General features: G+C 74.4%; 18 protein-coding genes. 7 read left to right on the forward strand and 11 right to left on the reverse strand.

The window, feature by feature from the left end; all coding sequences use genetic code 11:
* Nucleotides 1–29 precede the first annotated feature (29 nt).
* Together ACTYVM_RS00180 and ACTYVM_RS00185 are read left to right on the forward strand one after the other, a co-directional pair.
* Entirely contained in the window at nucleotides 30–1409 is a 1380-nt protein-coding gene (locus ACTYVM_RS00180; RefSeq protein ID WP_445523914.1) for a CoA transferase, read from the forward strand.
* A gap of 136 nt (nucleotides 1410–1545) precedes the next feature.
* Nucleotides 1546–2553, forward strand: coding sequence for a CopD family protein (locus tag ACTYVM_RS00185; protein ID WP_445523915.1), 1008 nt, complete (start codon nucleotides 1546–1548; stop codon nucleotides 2551–2553).
* A 34-nt stretch (nucleotides 2554–2587) separates the two neighbouring features.
* On the opposite strand, the gene ACTYVM_RS00190 is transcribed toward ACTYVM_RS00185, so the two are convergent.
* Nucleotides 2588–3298 (reverse strand): VIT1/CCC1 transporter family protein, encoded by a 711-nt coding sequence (locus ACTYVM_RS00190; RefSeq protein WP_445523916.1) that lies wholly within the window; start codon nucleotides 3296–3298, stop codon nucleotides 2588–2590.
* Nucleotides 3299–3451: 153 nt separating this feature from the next.
* Between ACTYVM_RS00190 and ACTYVM_RS00195 the strand changes: the two genes are divergently transcribed.
* The 4 genes from ACTYVM_RS00195 (at nucleotide 3452) to ACTYVM_RS00210 (ending at nucleotide 6414) form a co-directional block, all read left to right on the forward strand.
* Complete coding sequence (locus ACTYVM_RS00195; protein ID WP_445523917.1) at nucleotides 3452–4438, forward strand: DEDDh family exonuclease; 987 nt, start codon at nucleotides 3452–3454, stop codon at nucleotides 4436–4438.
* A 78-nt stretch (nucleotides 4439–4516) separates the two neighbouring features.
* Complete coding sequence (locus ACTYVM_RS00200) at nucleotides 4517–4750, forward strand: metallothionein (protein WP_400026475.1); 234 nt, start codon at nucleotides 4517–4519, stop codon at nucleotides 4748–4750.
* A 49-nt stretch (nucleotides 4751–4799) separates the two neighbouring features.
* Entirely contained in the window at nucleotides 4800–5591 is a 792-nt protein-coding gene (locus ACTYVM_RS00205; protein ID WP_445523918.1) for an SURF1 family cytochrome oxidase biogenesis protein, read from the forward strand.
* Between the two features lie 67 nt (nucleotides 5592–5658).
* Entirely contained in the window at nucleotides 5659–6414 is a 756-nt protein-coding gene (locus ACTYVM_RS00210) for an SDR family oxidoreductase (RefSeq protein WP_445523919.1), read from the forward strand.
* Between the two features lie 36 nt (nucleotides 6415–6450).
* Here the strand turns inward: ACTYVM_RS00210 and amaP are convergent, their stop codons facing one another.
* From amaP to ACTYVM_RS00250, 8 genes are all read right to left on the reverse strand, one after another.
* Nucleotides 6451–7029 (reverse strand): alkaline shock response membrane anchor protein AmaP, encoded by a 579-nt coding sequence (gene amaP, locus ACTYVM_RS00215; RefSeq protein ID WP_445523920.1) that lies wholly within the window; start codon nucleotides 7027–7029, stop codon nucleotides 6451–6453.
* A 4-nt stretch (nucleotides 7030–7033) separates the two neighbouring features.
* Nucleotides 7034–7705, reverse strand: coding sequence for a DUF6286 domain-containing protein (locus tag ACTYVM_RS00220; protein WP_445523921.1), 672 nt, complete (start codon nucleotides 7703–7705; stop codon nucleotides 7034–7036).
* Nucleotides 7702–8034 carry an Asp23/Gls24 family envelope stress response protein gene (locus ACTYVM_RS00225; protein ID WP_445523981.1) on the reverse strand — a complete coding sequence of 111 codons (333 nt, stop codon included), beginning with the start codon at nucleotides 8032–8034 and terminating at the stop codon, nucleotides 7702–7704. The genes ACTYVM_RS00220 and ACTYVM_RS00225 overlap by 4 nt, the downstream gene beginning before the upstream one ends.
* Nucleotides 8035–8082: 48 nt before the next feature.
* Nucleotides 8083–8268 carry a hypothetical protein gene (locus tag ACTYVM_RS00230; protein ID WP_400026466.1) on the reverse strand — a complete coding sequence of 62 codons (186 nt, stop codon included), beginning with the start codon at nucleotides 8266–8268 and terminating at the stop codon, nucleotides 8083–8085.
* A 105-nt stretch (nucleotides 8269–8373) separates the two neighbouring features.
* On the reverse strand, nucleotides 8374–8874 hold the full coding sequence (locus ACTYVM_RS00235) for an Asp23/Gls24 family envelope stress response protein (RefSeq protein ID WP_445523922.1): 501 nt from the start codon (nucleotides 8872–8874) through the stop codon (nucleotides 8374–8376).
* 79 nt (nucleotides 8875–8953) lie between these two features.
* The gene (locus tag ACTYVM_RS00240) at nucleotides 8954–9757 is read right to left on the reverse strand and encodes an enoyl-CoA hydratase/isomerase family protein (RefSeq protein ID WP_445523923.1); all 804 of its coding nucleotides are present in this window, start codon (nucleotides 9755–9757) and stop codon (nucleotides 8954–8956) included.
* 131 nt (nucleotides 9758–9888) lie between these two features.
* Complete coding sequence (locus ACTYVM_RS00245; protein WP_030404458.1) at nucleotides 9889–10110, reverse strand: helix-turn-helix domain-containing protein; 222 nt, start codon at nucleotides 10108–10110, stop codon at nucleotides 9889–9891.
* 335 nt (nucleotides 10111–10445) lie between these two features.
* Nucleotides 10446–12044, reverse strand: coding sequence for an ABC-F family ATP-binding cassette domain-containing protein (locus tag ACTYVM_RS00250; RefSeq protein WP_445523924.1), 1599 nt, complete (start codon nucleotides 12042–12044; stop codon nucleotides 10446–10448).
* Between the two features lie 212 nt (nucleotides 12045–12256).
* Between ACTYVM_RS00250 and ACTYVM_RS00255 the strand changes: the two genes are divergently transcribed.
* Nucleotides 12257–12670 (forward strand): VOC family protein, encoded by a 414-nt coding sequence (locus ACTYVM_RS00255; RefSeq protein ID WP_445523925.1) that lies wholly within the window; start codon nucleotides 12257–12259, stop codon nucleotides 12668–12670.
* Nucleotides 12671–12680: 10 nt separating this feature from the next.
* On the opposite strand, the gene ACTYVM_RS00260 is transcribed toward ACTYVM_RS00255, so the two are convergent.
* The gene (locus tag ACTYVM_RS00260; protein ID WP_445523982.1) at nucleotides 12681–13976 is read right to left on the reverse strand and encodes a hypothetical protein; all 1296 of its coding nucleotides are present in this window, start codon (nucleotides 13974–13976) and stop codon (nucleotides 12681–12683) included.
* 798 nt (nucleotides 13977–14774) lie between these two features.
* Complete coding sequence (locus ACTYVM_RS00265; RefSeq protein ID WP_445523926.1) at nucleotides 14775–15902, reverse strand: alpha/beta hydrolase; 1128 nt, start codon at nucleotides 15900–15902, stop codon at nucleotides 14775–14777.
* Nucleotides 15903–15982: the final 80 nt, after the last annotated feature.

Below are 15982 nucleotides of genomic sequence, written 5' to 3' on the forward strand. Positions count from 1 at the left end.
GATCCCGGTCAGTACCGCATAGTGCGGTCATGACCGAACTTTCCTTCGCGTGGTCCGCGCTGGGCGGCGATCCCGCCCTCCTTTCGCGGGTCACCACCGTGCAGCGGGAAGGCGCGCTCCGGGCGCGCCTTCCCGTACGGGCACTGGCACGCGCGTGCGTGGGTGCCAGTGCCCTGGCCGCCGCCGAACTCGGCGCCCGGCGGGCGGGACTCGCCGAGGTGCCGTCCGTGCGGGTCGACGACGGGGCCGTGGCCACGGCGTTCCTCAGTGAGCGGCACCTGCGGGTGGACGGGCGGGCGCCGGTCTCCTTCGCACCGCTGTCGCGGTTCTGGCGGACGGCGGACGGATGGGTGCGCACACACGCCAACTACCCGCATCACCGGGAGCGGTTGCTCTGCGCGCTGGACGTGCCGGACGACGTCGACCGGGTCGCCTCCGCGCTCGCCGAACGGTCCGCGACCGACGTCGAGGAGGCCGTGTACGCGGCCGGCGGCCTCGCCGTCGCACTGCGCACCCCCGAGGAGTGGGCCGCGCACGAGCAGAGCGTCGCGGTGGCCGCGCGGCCGCTGGTGGAGCGGGAGCGGCTGGACGAGACCCACGCGCGCGTCCTGCCGTCCGTCGCGAGTGCCCCCCTGCTGCCCGCCGCCGGGCTGCGCGTCCTGGACCTGACCCGGGTGCTCGCGGGTCCCGTCGCCACCCGCACGCTCGCCCTGCTGGGCGCGGACGTCCTGCGCGTGGACGCGCCGGACCACCCCGAAGAAGCGGGGCTGCACGCGGACACCGGTTTCGGGAAGCGGTCGGCGGCGCTGGACCTCGCGACCGACCGGGCCGCCTTCGAGGAGTTGCTCGCCGAGGCGGACGTCGTGGTCACCGGGTACCGGCCGGGCGCCCTGGACCGGTTCGGGCTCTCCCCCGACGCGCTGGCCGAACGGCGGCCCGGCCTGGTCGTGGCGCAGCTGTCGGCGTGGGGCGCGTACGGGCCGTGGGGCGGACGCCGGGGCTTCGACAGCCTCGTCCAGGTCGCCACCGGCATCGCCGCGACCGAGGGGTCCCCGGAGCAGCCCGGCGCCCTGCCCGCACAGGCCCTGGACCACGGCACGGGCTATCTGCTGGCGGCGGCGGTGCTGCGCGCCCTCACCGAGCAGACACGGGAAGGCGGCACCCGGCTCCTACGGCTGGCCCTGGCCCGCACGGCGTCCTGGCTGACACGGGCGGACGTCGGGCCGACCACCGGCGCGCACGTGGTGGAGGGCTCCGCGTACGACGGCCCCGATGCCTGGCTCGGCGGGACGACCAGCCGGATCGGCCACCTGCGCCACGCCCTCCCGGCCGTCACCTTCACCGACGCCCCACCCGCCTGGTCCCGCCCACCGAGCCCCTGGGGCACGGACACACCCCACTGGACCTGACCGCGCAGGGGAGAGGGCACGCGGGGTTGCCCGGGGCGGGGCGCGCCAAGCCGTCCGGGGGCGTGGGGCGGAACCGGGTTCCCCCACTTGGCCGCGCGCGCTTGCCCCGTTCGAGGTGGCTGGCGACGATCATTGGGTGACGCTCATACGACCGGCCGCCGGGACGGGGGACGCGCGGGGGACGGGGCGGCGCGGCGCGACGGTCCGGGCCGTCGCCGTCCTCGTCCTGGTGGCGCTCGCCGCACTCATACCGCTGCTCGGTCCGTCCGCCGCCCTGCACGGCACCGGAGAGGCGGCGGCCCCCGGCGTCGGAGCGACAGCCGTGCTGCGGACGGTGCAATTCGCGGCCCTCTGCCTCCCCGTCGGCGAGCTGTTCGTGAACCGGCTGGCCGACCGCGTCCCCGGGAGCCCGGCCGAACGCCCGCGCAGCCGGGCCCTCTACGCGGCCGCCGCCGGTTTCCTCGCCGCCCTGGGCCTCGCCTCCGTGGTGGCCACCGGCAACCTGGTGCCGCACAGCCCGGACGAGATCGACCTGGGCGGCCTCCACCGGACCCGGGACGGGGCACTGGCCCTGCTGGAGGTCAACGCGTTCCTCGTCGCCGGCCTGTGCGCGCTCTCCCGGCGCCCGGCGACGCAGCTGTGGCCGCTCGCCACGGTGGTCGTGGCCGAGGCGCTGCGCGCGCATCCCGGGACCGAGAGCACCCCGCTGGCCGGCTCCGCGCTGACCGTCGTGCACCTGGTCTGCGCCGCGCTGTGGGTGGGCGGCCTGCTGCACGTGCTGCGCACCCTGCGGCTGTGGCGCGGGGCGGCCGCGGGTGCCGCCCTGCTGGGCCGCTACGCACGCGTGGCGGCCGTCGCGCTCGCCGGCGTGACCGCGACGGGTGTGTGCAGCACGCTGCGCCGGATGCCGGCGGACACGGTGCTGCACCAGCTGACGGCGACGGCCTACGGCCGCACCCTGCTCGCCAAGGTGGTCCTCGTGGCCGGCGTCGCCCTGCTCGCCCTGTGGGCCCGGATCCGGCTGCGGCGGGCACCCGACCCGCTGACCGCGTGCGCCCCCGCGCGGGCCGAGGTCGCCGTCCTCGGCGCGGTCGTCGCGGTGTCGGGACTGCTGACGGCGCTGCCGCTGCCGATCCGCTGGTGAGCGGACGCGGCCGCCCCGCCGGGCGAAGGCCGCGTCAGACCCCCACCGCGCCCAGCAGGGTTCCCGCCACGTAGGTCACCGCCATGGCCAGCGCCCCGCCGGCCACGTTCCGCAGGACCGCCCGGCCCGGACCGGCCGCGCCCAGGCGGGCGCTGCTCCAGCCGGTGAGGACGAGGGCGGCCAGGACGGACACCACGGTGACGCCCAGCCGCCAGGCCGCCGGTGGCAGCACGATCGCCAGCAGCGGGAGCAGCGCGCCCACCGTGAACGCCAGGAAGCTCGCCCCCGCCGCGTGCCACGGGTCGGTCAGCTCGTCGGGGTTGATGCCGAGCTCCACGCTCGCGTGCGCCCGCAGCGCGTCCCGCTCGGTGAGCTGCTCCGCCGCCTCCCTGGCCACCTCGCGCGAGAGTCCGCGCGCCTGGAGCAGCTCCGTCAGCTCCCGCAGCTCCGCCTCGGGCTCCTCGCGCAGTTCCCGTCTCTCCACGGCCAGCGCGGCCATCTCCGAGTCCCGCTGCGTCGACACCGACACGTACTCCCCCGCCGCCATCGACATCGACCCGGCGAGCAGACCGGCCAGACCGGCGGTCAGCAGTGCCGAACGGGAGTCCGTCGCACCGGCCACGCCGACGACGAGCCCCGCGGTGGACACGATGCCGTCGTTGGCGCCGAGGACGGCCGCCCGCAGCCAGTTGAGCCGCGAGCCGAGCGCGCCGCCGTGCGGCTCGTCATGCGTTGGTTCCGTCACAGGACGGAGGATCGCACGCTTCGTCCGTCCTGTCCCCGCGCGGTTCCTGATGTCCCGTGAGGCCCACCCGCGGCTTTCCGGGAAGCCGTTCGCCGGCCTCCCGGGGCGACCGGTGGGCGGGGCTGTCGGTCGTGGCCCGTATCCTCAGTGACCATGCTCGAAGACCGCACGCTCGCAGGGTTGTCCCCCACACCGTGGCCGGCCGCGTATCCGAACGGATACGCGGTCGTTGACGTGGAGACCACCGGCCTGGCCCGGGACGACCGCATCATCTCCGCGGCGGTCTACCGGCTGGACGCGCGCGGCGAGGTCGAGGACCACTGGTACACGCTGGTCAACCCCGAGCGGGACCCGGGGCCGGTGTGGATCCACGGGCTGACGAGCGAGACCCTTCAGGGCGCGCCGCTGTTCGCGGACATCGCGGAGGAGTTCGCCGTGCGGCTGGCGGACCGGGTGCTCGTCGCGCACAACGCGGTGTTCGACTGGCAGATGATCGCGCGGGAGTACGCGCGCGCGAAGCGTGAGGCGCCGGTGCGCCAGCGGCTGTGCACCATCGCGCTGGCCAAGGAGCTGGACCTGCCCCTGCCCAACCACAAGCTGGAGTCGCTGGCGGCCCACTTCGGCGTCGTACAGCAGCGGGCGCACCACGCGCTGGACGACGCGCGCGTGCTCGCCGAGGCGTTCCGGCCGAGCCTGCGGGCCGCGGCGGCGGGCGGGATGCGGCTGCCGCTGCTGGAGTGCCGGCCGCTGACGGAGTGGTCGGACCGGCCGGTGCCCCGGCAGCAGTCCGGCGGCTACGGCGGCTACCGCGCGAGCAGTTGGCGCCCCTCGCGCAAGCGGCCCGCCTGCCCGTACCCCAACCCGGGCCGCTACGAGGAGGGCAAGCGCCTCAGGCAGGGCATGCGGGTGGCCTTCTCCGGCGACACCTCCACCGAGCGCGAGCTGCTGGAGGACCGGGCCGTCGAGGCCGGACTGCACGTGGCCACCAGCCTGTCCCGGCTGACCAGCCTGCTGGTGACCAACGACCCGGACTCGAGTACGTCGAAAGTGGTCAAGGCGCGCCAGTACGGCACTCCGGTGGTGGACGAGGCGGCGTTCGGGCAGTTGCTCAGGGACGTGGAACCGGCGGAGAGCCGCTGACGGGCGTACGGGTGATTGCCGGGCGACTCGCCCACGGTCCGCTCGCACGCGCCGGGGCCACGGCCCACCCTGTGGCGCATGGCGAGATGTGAAGTATGCGGCAATGACTACGGAATGACCTTCGAGGTGCACGCCCAGGGATCGGTGCACGTCTTCGACTGCTTCGCCTGCGCGATCCACCGCATGGCACCGATCTGTGAGCACTGTCGTGTCCAGATCATCGGCCAGGGTGTCGAGGTCGAGGGCCACTGGTACTGCGGCGCGCACTGCGCCCGCGCCGAGGGGAGGATCGGAATCGTCGACCGCGTTTGAGGACACCCCTGCCGAAAACACCCCACGCCCGCGGATGTACCGTCGTGGGGTGTACCGCTTCCTGTTGACCCGCCAGTGGGTGATCCTCACCATCGTCGCGATCGCGCTGATCCCGACGATGATCCGGCTGGGTTTCTGGCAGTTGCACCGCCATGAGCACAAGGTCGCGCTGAACAAGGTGATCGCCGACTCACTGGCCGCGCGGCCCGTCCCGGCCGAGTCGCTGACCTCGCCCGGCGCGACGGTGCCCCAGGACGACCTCTACCGCAGGATCACCGCCCAGGGGCACTTCGACACCGCGGACGAGGAGGTCGTGCGCCGCCGCACCAACGCCGACGGCGATGTCGGCTACCACGTGCTGACCCCCTTCGTCCTCGACGACGGCAAGGTCCTCCTGGTCAACCGGGGCTGGGTCCCCGCGGACGCCTCGCAGACGGCGTTCCCGGCCATCCCGGCGCCCCCTCGCGGGGAGATCACCGTCACCGGCCGGCTGATGCCCGACGAGACGACCGCGGCGAGCGGCATCAAGGACGTCAAGGGCCTGCCCGACCGCCAGGTGATGCTGATCAGCAGCGCGCAGCAGGCCGAGCGGCTCGGGAAGCAGGTCCTCGGCGGCTACATCCAGATGACCTCGCCCGCGCCCCGGGGGGGCAGCCCCCAGCTGCTGCCCGACCCGGACCACGGCGACATCGGCCCGCACCTGGCGTACGCCATCCAGTGGTGGCTGTTCACCGCGGGCGTCCCCGTCGGCTGGGTGGTGCTGCTGCGCCGCGAGGCACGTGAGCGCGCGCAGGCGGCGGCGAAGGAAGCGGCGCCGGAGGCGGCACCCGCCGCGGTGTAGCGCCGGTCCTCCCCGCCGGCCTCGGACCCTGGTGCTTCGACCGGAACGACCGGGCAGGATGGGGGCCATGGATCTTGGACTGAAGGACCGGGTGTACGTCGTCACCGGCTCCACTCGCGGACTGGGCAACGCCACCGCGCGCGAGCTCGTCGCCGACGGCGCGAAGGTGGTCGTCACCGGGCGGGACGGCAAGCGGGTCGCCGAGGCGGCGGCCGAGCTGGGGCCGAACGCCGTCGGGGTGGCCGTGGACAACGCGGACGCCGAAGCGCCGGCGCGGCTGATCGCGGCGGCGCGGGAGCACTTCGGCGGCTTCCACGGCGTGCTGGTGAGCGTCGGCGGGCCGCCGGCCGGTTTCGTCGCCGACAACACCGACGCGCAGTGGCAGGCCGCGTTCGAGTCGGTGTTCCTCGGCGCGGTGCGGCTCGCCCGCGCGGCAGCGGCCGAGCTGGAGCCCGGCGGGGTCGTCGGGTTCGTGCTGTCCGGGTCCGTGTACGAGCCGATTCCGGGGCTGACCATCTCCAACGCGCTGCGGCCCGGTCTGGCCGGGTTCGCCAAGTCCCTCGCCGACGAGCTGGGCCCGCGGGGCATCCGGGTCGTGGGCGTGCTGCCGGGCCGCATCGACACGGACCGCGTGCGCGAGCTGGACGCGTTGTCCGCGGATCCGGAGGCGACACGGGCGGCCGCCGAGTCGCGAGTGCCGCTGCGGCGGTACGGGGCGCCGCAGGAGTTCGGCCGGGCGGCCGCGTTCCTGCTGTCGCCCGCGGCGTCCTACATCAGCGGTGTGATGCTGCCGGTGGACGGCGGGGCCCGGCACGGTTTCTGAGCCCGGCTCGGCCGGGACGCCGGGCCTCGGCGCGGGTCAGCTCACCCTTTCCACACCGTGCCCGACCGCCCTCAGCCTGACCTCCGCCGGAAGCGCCGCGAGGTGGGCGGAGTCCCGGGCGTGAACGAGGGCCCGGCCGGTGAGGTGGTCCAGGGCCACTCCCGGGTCCACGTGCGGTTCCAGGAGGAGGCGCACGTGGGTCCTGGGGGCGGCGCGGCGGCCGGTCAGGCGGACCTGGGCGCGGGCGACGCCGTCCGGCTGCTCGGCGTCCGCGGCCAGGACGCCCTCCAGGGCCCGGCCCCGCAACAGGGCCACCCCGCCGTCGCCGGTGTCGACGACCACCTCGGCGAGCCGCCGCCGGCGCACCACCGCGACCAGCCACCACAGGGCCAGCAGCACCAAGGCGGCAAGCCCGGCCAGAACGGCGGGCCACCACCGGTCTGCCTCCCGCCACCGCGTCCGCTCGGCGGTGCTCAGCAGGACGTCGTGCGGGCCGCCGTGGATCCACCACGAGGGCGGCCGTACGCCCAGCCCCACGGCGAGCACCGATCCGCCCACCACCAGCAGCACAAGACCGACGAGTCCGGTCAGCACCCGGTTGACGATCCCGAGCACGTCCTCACCCCTTCCGTCCGAGCCGTGCGACGTGCACCGACAGGGCGGGCGGCCGGGCCAGGCCCAGCCCCTCGACCGCTTCGGTGAGCACGGTCTCCAGGTCGGCACGCACCTCCTCCAGCGCACGGAAGTGCGAGACCGCCCGGACGTCGGCCCTGCGGCGGCGCAGCCGTACGCGTACCGACCGCACACCGGCGATCTCCATGGCCCGGTCGCGCAGCACCAGCGCGGCGGCGTCCCGGTGCAGCCCGGCACGTACGTCGGGGTGGGTGCGCCGCATGGGCAGCAGGCGGCGCAGCCCCGGAGTGGCCGCCAGCACGATCAGCCACAGTCCGAGGACCGCGGTGACGGCGGCGCCGACGAGCACCCAGGTGTCGTCCAGCGGCCGCTCGGCCAGTTGCCGGGCCAGCTCACGGCGCCAGCGCAGTCCGGGGCGGTGGGCGCGCACGGCCGCGACGTCGTACAGGAAGGCGCCCGCGACGATCAGGAGCAGCAGCGCGACGGTGCCCGCGGGCACCCGGCGCACCGACCAGAAACGGCCGTCGCGGCCGTCCGCGCCGTCCAGGACGGACGGGGAGCCGTCGGGGTCCGGGGCGGCGGGCCACCCGGGGGCGTCGTCCTTCCCGACGACCGGCAGGCGCTGCGTGGTGTCCTCGATGCCCTGGGGCTCGCTCATCGCGTCCTCCCCTGTGCCGCGCCGTACGCGGGTTCCAGGTGCAGCCGTTCCACCCGGACCGCGACCTCCGGCACCTGCATTCCCGTCAACGCGCCCACCCGCTCGACCACGTGCCGGCGCACCGCGCGGCAGCACGCGCCGACGTCGCTCGGGTAGGCGAGGTCGAGGACGATCCGGACGCGGGCGACGTCGTGGTGTACCACGACCGTGGCCTGCGGTGGCTCGGCGTCCGGCGGCAGGACGCCGAGGGCCTCGCGGGCCGCCCGCTCGGCGATCTTGGCGACGACGCGGTCGGCGATCGTCGTCGCGCCGCGCTCGCCGGGCGGCATGTCGACCGGGGTGGTGCCCGGCCGGCCGTTCCCACCGTTCACCGCGGGTCACCTCCGGCGCTGGTCACGGGGGCGGAAGAAGTCGCCGAGTTCCAGGTCCCCCTCCAGGAACCGGCCGACGACGAAGCCGACGGCGCCCAGGGCCGCCACCAGCAGAAAGGCGCCGAATCCGCCGAAGTACCCGGCGAAGCCCAGCGCCATACCGGCGATCATGCCGGCCACGGCCATGCTCATTGCGCGCTCCTCAACTCCTCGGCCGTCGCCGGGTCGTCTTCCGCTCGCCCCTTGTCATCGGTCCTTCGCCGTCATCGGCTCTTCGCCGGCGTGGTGGCCGGTGCGTCACTGGATGCGCGGCTCGAGCTCCTCCTCCGCCTCCTCCGGCAGTTGCACGTCGGTGACGGCGATGTTGACCTCGACGACCTCGAGACCGGTCATCCGCTCCACCGACGCGATCACGTTCTCCCGGACCGCCCGCGCCACCTCGGTGATGGACACGCCGTAGTCGACGACGATCTCCAGGTCGAGCGCGGTCTGCACCTCGCCGACCTCGGCCTTCACCCCGCGGGTCACGGACTTGGTGCCGCCCGGTACGCGGTCCCGTACGGCCCCGAAGGTCCGCGAGAAGCCGCTGCCCATGGCGCTCACGCCGATCACGTCGCGCGCGGCCATCCCGGCGATCTTCTCCACGACCCCGTCGGCGATGGTGGTCCGCCCCCGGGTGGCGGGGTCTCCCAGACCGCGCCGGGTCGCCTGGGCCCTGCGGGTCGCGCTGGTCTCCGGCACCTCCCGCTCGCCCTCGGGAGTCCTCGGAGTGCTCGTCCCGTCCTGCTCCGTGGTCATCGCCGTACGTCCTCTCGGTCGTCGTCCCGCACCACGGTAGGCGGACCGGCGCGATCCCGCGCCCGACGCGGCGCGGCCGTCAGTCGCCGGCGCCGGCGAGATCCCGCAGACGCCGGGCCTGCGCCTCGCGTTCGGCGGTGCGCTGCTCCGCGTACGACCGTTCCCGCGCACCGCGCAGCAGCGCCTTGGTCTCGACCACGGCGTCGCGGGGCGCGGCCAGGAGCGCCGCGGCCAGGTCCCGTACCGTCGCGTCGAGCTGGTCCGCGGGCACGGCGACGTTCGCCAGCCCGGTGCTCACCGCCTCGGCGGCACCCACGTACCGGCCGGTGAGGCAGATCTCCAGCGCGCGGGCGTAGCCGACCAGCCCCACCAGCGGATGCGTGCCGGTGAGGTCCGGCACCAGCCCGAGGCCGGTCTCGCGCATGGCGAACTGCACGTCGTCCGCGACGACGCGCAGATCACAGGCCAGTGCCAGCTGGAAACCCGCCCCGATGGCGTGCCCCTGGACCGCGGCGACGGACACGATGTCGTTGCGCCGCCACCAGGTGAACGCCTCCTGGTACTCGGCGATGGTCGCGTCCAGCTCGGCGTCGGAGCCACGCGCGAGGTCGATGAACGACGGCTCGCCGTCGAAGCCCTCCGGCGTGAACGCCTGCCGGTCGAGCCCCGCGGAGAAGGACTTGCCCTCACCGCGCAGCAGCACGACGCGGACGGAGCCCGGCAGCAGCCGCCCGGCCTCGGTGAGCGCCCGCCACAGAGCCGGGCTCTGCGCGTTGCGCTTGGCCGGGTTGGTCAGCGTCACCGTGGCGACCGCGTCGTCGACGGTGAGCCGTACGCCGTCCTTGTCCAGTACCGGATCGAGGTCGTGCTCGGGCGAAGCCATGGTGCGCCTCCGACGGGTGCGGTCATCGTGGATGCCCTGCGGACATCGTAAGTGACTGCACAGTAACCACCCGGCCGAACGGAGAACCGACCGGGTGGTCACCATCGAAAGCCGATGGGCCGCCCTCGGTTTCAGGCCGACGAGGCCTTTTTGCCCCGCGTCGCCCCGCCACGCCCACGGAGCGTGACACCCGACTCGCTGAGCATCCGATGAACGAAGCCATACGAGCGGCCGGTCTCCTCGGCCAACGCCCGAATGCTCGCACCGGCGTCGTACTTCTTCTTCAGGTCTGCCGCGAGCTTGTCGCGCGCGGCGCCGGTCACCCGGCTGCCCTTCTTCAGAGTCTCGGCCACCCGTGCCTCCTCATGGGAAGTGCGCTCTGGTCCCCTCATGATCACCCCTCCGGGGCCCGATGGCCACCCATTCGGCAAGGTCCGTGAGACCCGCCCGTGACGACAGGAAGGCATCCCCACAAGCGGAATCCATTCTTCCGCGCTTCGGCGTCCGTACCGCCGATCGGGTTCTTCCACGAAGTACCTGGTCAGCGACGCACGGCGGCCGAGCCCTTGGCACATAAGGGCTCGGCCGCGAAATCTACGGAGGACACACCTCGATACGAGGAGATCTCACGCAGATGGTGGATCACCGATGGGCCGAATGATCCATACGCCGTTGATCGCCTGTTCGGTCAAGCGAGGGCGACGAGGTCCGCGTAGTCGGCGCCCCACAGGTCCTCGACACCGTCGGGCAGCAGAATGATCCGCTCCGGTTGCAGCGCCTCGACCGCCCCCTCGTCGTGCGTGACGAGGACGACGGCGCCCTTGTAGGTGCGCAGCGCGCCGAGGATCTCCTCGCGGCTGGCCGGGTCGAGGTTGTTGGTGGGCTCGTCGAGCAGCAGGACGTTGGCGGCGGAGACGACCAGGGTCGCCAGCGCCAGGCGGGTCTTCTCACCGCCGGAGAGGACCCCGGCCGGCTTGTCGACGTCGTCGCCGGAGAACAGGAACGAGCCCAGCACCTTGCGGACCTCGACCAGGTCCATGTCGGGAGCGGCCGAGCGCATGTTCTCCAGCACCGTCCGGTCCGCGTCCAGGGTCTCGTGCTCCTGGGCGTAGTAGCCAAGCTTGAGCCCGTGGCCCTCGACGACCCGGCCGGTGTCGGGCTGCTCCACCCCGCCCAGCAGGCGCAGCAACGTGGTCTTGCCCGCGCCGTTGAGGCCCAGGATGACGACTCGGGAGCCCTTGTCGATGGCCAGGTCGACGTCGGTGAAGATCTCCAGGGAGCCGTACGACTTCGACAGGCCCTCGGCGGTCAGCGGCGTCCTGCCGCAGGCCGCCGGCTCCGGGAAGCGGAGCTTGGCCACCTTGTCGGACTGGCGGACCGCTTCCAGGCCGCTGAGCAGCTTGTCCGCGCGGCGGGCCATGTTCTGCGCGGCGACCGTCTTGGTGGCCTTGGCGCGCATCTTGTCGGCCTGCGCGTTGAGCGCGGCGGCCTTCTTCTCCGCGTTGGCCCGCTCGCGCTTGCGGCGCTTCTCGTCGGCCTCGCGCTGCTGCTGGTACAGCTTCCAGCCCATGTTGTAGACGTCGATCTGGGCGCGGTTGGCGTCCAGGTAGAACACCTTGTTGACGACCGTCTCGACCAGGTCGACGTCGTGGGAGATGACGATGAAGCCGCCGCGGTAGGTCCTCAGGTAGTCGCGCAGCCAGATGATCGAGTCGGCGTCGAGGTGGTTGGTGGGCTCGTCGAGGAGCAGGGTGTCGGCGTCGGAGAACAGGATCCGGGCCAGCTCGATGCGGCGGCGCTGACCGCCGGAGAGGGTGTGCAGGGGCTGGCCGAGCACCCGGTCGGGCAGGTTGAGCGCGGCGGCGATGGTGGCGGCCTCGGCCTCGGCGGCGTACCCGCCCTTGGTGAGGAACTCGGTCTCCTGGCGCTCGTACTGCTTGAGCGCCTTCTCGCGGGTGGAGCCCTTGCCGCTGGCGATGCGCTGCTCGTTATCGCGCATCTTGCGGATCAGCACGTCCAGGCCGCGCGCGGACAGGACGCGGTCCCGGGCGAGTACGTCGAGGTCGCCGGTGCGCGGGTCCTGCGGGAGGTAGCCGACCTCGCCGGAGCGGGTGACGGTGCCGGCGGCGGGGATGCCCTCGCCGGCCAGGACCTTGGTGAGGGTGGTCTTGCCCGCGCCGTTGCGGCCGACCAGGCCGATGCGGTCGCCCTTGGCGACACGGAAGGTGGCGGACTCGATGAGGACGCGGGCACCGGCGCGCAGCTCGATGCCGGAAGCGGAGATCACGGACAGACTCCAGGGCAGGTGTGGTGGCGGGTGGGTGGCTGAGACGGACCCGCCGTCTAATGCACGAGGAGAATGGCCATGGGGGACAGTCTAACGGGGGCGGGCAAGCGCTTTTCCGGGTGTTTGCGCCGGGGCGTTGTCAGTGGCCGGTGCCAGACTGGGCGGCGCACCGGACTTGTCGGTGCGAACCGACTCACAGGGAAGTGATCGGCATGGCGAACACGGCCGGCGAACGCCCGAGCATCTACCCGACGCTGCTGTACGCGGACGCCGAGGCGGCCGTCAAACAGCTGACGCAGGCCTTCGGTTTCACGGAACTCGCGGTGTACGAGGGGGAGGACGGCCTCGTGCACCACGCCGAGCTGGTGCAGGGCAACGGCGCGGTGATGCTGGGTTCGAAGGGCCGCGGCGGCCGCTTCGACGAGGCGATGCGCGGCGCGGGCCCCACGGGGGTGTACGTGGTGGTGGACGACGTGGACGCCCACCACCGGCGCGCGGCCGACCACGGCGCGGAGATCCTGATGCCCCCGACGGACCAGGACTACGGCTCCCGGGACTACATGGCCCGGGACGTCGAGGGCAACATCTGGAGCTTCGGCACGTACGCCCCCCGCGTCGAGGGCTGACCCCGGGGCGTCAGTTGCCCCCGGTATGCACCTGGAAGGCCGCCCGGCGGACGGCCTTGGCCAGCGCCGGGTCGGGGTGCGCGGCGGCGAGCGCGACCAGCACCTGCACGGTGCGGGGGTGGCCCACGGTGCGCACCTCGTCGAGCAGCATCGGGACGGTGGGCTGCACCGCGGCCTCCAGGTGCCGTACGAGCATCGAGGCCTCGCCGTGGTCGGTGACCGCGGCGGCGGTGTCGACCCACAGCCACGTGGCCTCCTCGCGGGTGAGCACCTCGTGGGCGTCCTCCGCGTCGACGCCGTCGTGCTCGGCGAGCCACAGCAGGGCGTACGGCCTGAGCGCCGGCTCGTCGAGCACGGCCCGTACGTCGGGCTCGGCGGGCGCGCCGACGACCCGCAGCGCCTCGAAGGCGAGCCCGCGCAGCAGCGCGTCCTCGCCCCGGGCGCCGGCGAGCAGCTCGGTGACGGCGCTGCCGACGGGCCGGGCGGCGAGCCAGGCGCGGTACTCGGCCCGGGCGGCGTTGGGCCGCAGCTGCGCGCAGCCGCGGAGCATGTCCTCGGCCGACTGCTCGATGTTCCCGGCGGGGCTCTGCGCGGCCACGCAGATCTGCTCCAGCTTCACCCACACCGCCCAGCTGCCGAGCGGGGTGAGGGTGGCCTGCCCGTCCCCGTCGGTCAGCGCGCCCACCGCGGCGAGGGCCCGAAGCGCCCAGTCGAGGAGGGGCGCCAGCGCGGTGTCCTCGACGGGGGCGGCGAGGGGCGCCACGGCGCTCCCCGCCTCACGAACGGCGGCAGCGGCACCGCCGGGCACCGGGGCGCCCCGGCCCTCGGGCCCGGAGCCGGCCGTGACCGGTCCACCCGGCACCTCGGTCTCCGCCCCGGACACGGGAGCGACGGCGGCACCGTCGGGCGCCGACCACGCGGGCTCGGGTGCGCACGCCGCCGGGGTCTGCGCCCCGCCCTCCGCCCCGATCCCGTCACCGGGGGCAGGTTCGGAGGCGGCACTGTCGGGTGCGGAGACGGCGGAAACGGTGGCGGTCCCTGCGGCGGGGACCACCCGAAGACCGGCCTCCGGCCCGGGGACGGTGACAGCCTCGGTCGCCGTGGCGCCCCTGTCGGGGGTGGAGGCGGGGGCGGGGACGGCCGTGGGCGCGGCAGCGCGTGCAGCCGGCCCGGAGACGGCGCCCAGCCTTGCGGCGGGCTCGGGGGCGGGCTGCTCGGCCGGCGGCGCGGAGGTCGTGGTGTCGTTCGGGGCCGGGGCCGCCGTGCCGACGGGGTCGTAGGGGACCTCGCAGCGGTCGGTGCGCAGTTCGGTGACGCGCTGGCGGAGGAGGTCGAGGAGCTGCTCGACGGGGACGGGGCCGGCGGAGAGCTGGAGGAAGGACAGGACCTGCGGCATGGCCGAGACGACCTCGGCGACGGCGGCCGCCTCCTGGTCCTCCGGTTCCGGGCAGGCGAGCGACCATGCGTCGAAGAAGGCCACCCAGCCGCGCAGGACGGCGCTGTCGTCGCGGTCCCAGGCACGCAGCCGCCAGCCGGGACGGACATCGTCGCCGTGCACCTCGATGAGGCCGGCGAGCCGGGCGGTGTCCCAGTCGGCACGGACCTGTGCGGCGGTCAGGCCCAGATCGGCAGCCGCCCGTTCGGCGGTCGCGTCGGAGAGGGTGGCCTTGTCGTCGGCCGTCGGCCCCTGGCGGCCGGGCCCGAGGGCGGCGTCCGCCCAGCGGGCGACGCGGGCCGCGCCGGCCAGAAGGGAGCGCGCCATTCTGGCCAGCTCCGCGGGTGCCGGGGTGCCCTCCGGCGGGCGCGGGGCGGGGCGGCGCGATTGCCGCTGGTTCACGGCTCGGGGGGCGGCGGCCAGGGGTCGTGGGCGGACGATGCGAAGCCTGGAGTCGCGCGGGATACGGGACGTCACGGGTGCAGTCTTCCGGTTGACGGTCCGAAAACCCAAACGGAATGTCACGGCAGGCGATCGAGAAGGCCAAGGGAGGACCAAGAGGACCCCTGCCGGGCGCCGTCCGGCCGGTTTCCAAAGGGTGCCGCAGACCTGTCCCGACACCGCTCCCGGGGCGGGGGAGGCGGGGCGAAACGGAACCGTGCCGCCGCCTCACATCAGCGGTGTCAGGAAGCGCCGCAGGGACTCCTCGTACCCCTCGGGGTCGGCGTTCCACATCGCGCCGTGCGGAGCGCTCGGCACCATGTGCAGCGCGACCAGGTTGGGGCGGCGCTCGGCGAGGCGGCGGGAGAGCTGCCAGGGGGCCACCCGGTCGCCCGGGCCGTGGAAGATCAGCGTCGGTACGGTGAGCCCCTCCGGGTCCGTCGCCTCGGCCAGGCGGTCGCCGTACAGACCGGTGCGCCCCTGCGCGGCGCGCACGGCGAGCGGCAGCAGCGGGCCCGGGGTGTGCCGCGCCCGGGCCAGGGCCCGCAGCGTCACCTCCCAGTTGAGCACCGGGGAGTCCAGCACGAGTCCGGAGATCCGCTCGCGCACCGCCGAGCGGGTGGCGGCGCGCAGCGCCATCGTGGCGCCGGTGGACCAGCCGTGCAGCACGATCCGCTCGGCCCCGTACCGCAGGGCGTAGCGGATCGCCGCGTCCAAGTCCCGCCACTCGGTCTCGCCGAGGTGGTTCAGGCCGTCCGGCGGGCGGGGCGCGCCGAGGTCGCCGCGGTAGGCGAGGGCCAGTACCGGGAAGTGCCGGCGGTGGAGGAACCCCAGGATGTTCATGGGGAGTTCGCGGGTACTGCCGAGGCCGTGCACCGCGATCACCCAGGTCTCGCGCACCCCGGGCACGAACCAGGCGGGCAGCGGGCCGAGTTCGCCGGGGACGTCGACGTCGGCGTGCTCGATGCCGAGGGCGCTGCGCGGGTTGCCGACGTGCAGGTTCGGGGTGAGCCACACCTTGTCGCCGCGCTGCAGGACGCCGTGGGTGACGCGTTCCAGCCGGCGTACGACGGTGTCGGGCCGGTGCGGGGCGGTGGGCAGCACGGGGCCGACCACCGCGTGGGAGCCGTCGCCCGCCAGTCCGTAGGTGCCCGGGCGCAGGGAGGCGAGGTCCCGGGTGAGGCTGATCCGGCCGGCGGCCGTGCCGTGCACGGTGAGCCGGGGTTCGGTGGGCAGGGGCCGGCCCGGGAGCGCCTTGAGCGCGGCGTCGCTGGCGAGCCGGCCCGCGGCGACGCTCGCCGCGCCGGCCGCCAGGGCTGCGGTGACGGCCGCGGCCGTCGCTTTGGCAGTGGGCACGGCTCCAGTGTCCTGGCGCACCCGGTCACCGGCCAGTGGGACGGAGGGTCGGGGTGACATGTTCGCGCGGGTTCCATGAA

The organism is Streptomyces cyslabdanicus (assembly GCF_052663305.1).

What these genes read in the sequence shown, in the direction of transcription:
- ACTYVM_RS00180 (WP_445523914.1), top strand. Translation starts at nt 30, where the DNA reads ATGACCGAACTTTCCTTCGCGTGGTCCGCGCTGGGCGGCGATCCCGCC.
- ACTYVM_RS00195 (WP_445523917.1), top strand. Translation starts at nt 3,452, where the DNA reads ATGCTCGAAGACCGCACGCTCGCAGGGTTGTCCCCCACACCGTGGCCG.
- ACTYVM_RS00200 (WP_400026475.1), top strand. Translation starts at nt 4,517, where the DNA reads ATGGCGAGATGTGAAGTATGCGGCAATGACTACGGAATGACCTTCGAG.
- ACTYVM_RS00210 (WP_445523919.1), top strand. Translation starts at nt 5,659, where the DNA reads ATGGATCTTGGACTGAAGGACCGGGTGTACGTCGTCACCGGCTCCACT.
- ACTYVM_RS00220 (WP_445523921.1), bottom strand. Translation starts at nt 7,705, where the DNA reads ATGAGCGAGCCCCAGGGCATCGAGGACACCACGCAGCGCCTGCCGGTC.
- ACTYVM_RS00225 (WP_445523981.1), bottom strand. Translation starts at nt 8,034, where the DNA reads ATGCCGCCCGGCGAGCGCGGCGCGACGACGATCGCCGACCGCGTCGTC.
- ACTYVM_RS00230 (WP_400026466.1), bottom strand. Translation starts at nt 8,268, where the DNA reads ATGAGCATGGCCGTGGCCGGCATGATCGCCGGTATGGCGCTGGGCTTC.
- ACTYVM_RS00235 (WP_445523922.1), bottom strand. Translation starts at nt 8,874, where the DNA reads ATGACCACGGAGCAGGACGGGACGAGCACTCCGAGGACTCCCGAGGGC.
- ACTYVM_RS00240 (WP_445523923.1), bottom strand. Translation starts at nt 9,757, where the DNA reads ATGGCTTCGCCCGAGCACGACCTCGATCCGGTACTGGACAAGGACGGC.
- ACTYVM_RS00255 (WP_445523925.1), top strand. Translation starts at nt 12,257, where the DNA reads ATGGCGAACACGGCCGGCGAACGCCCGAGCATCTACCCGACGCTGCTG.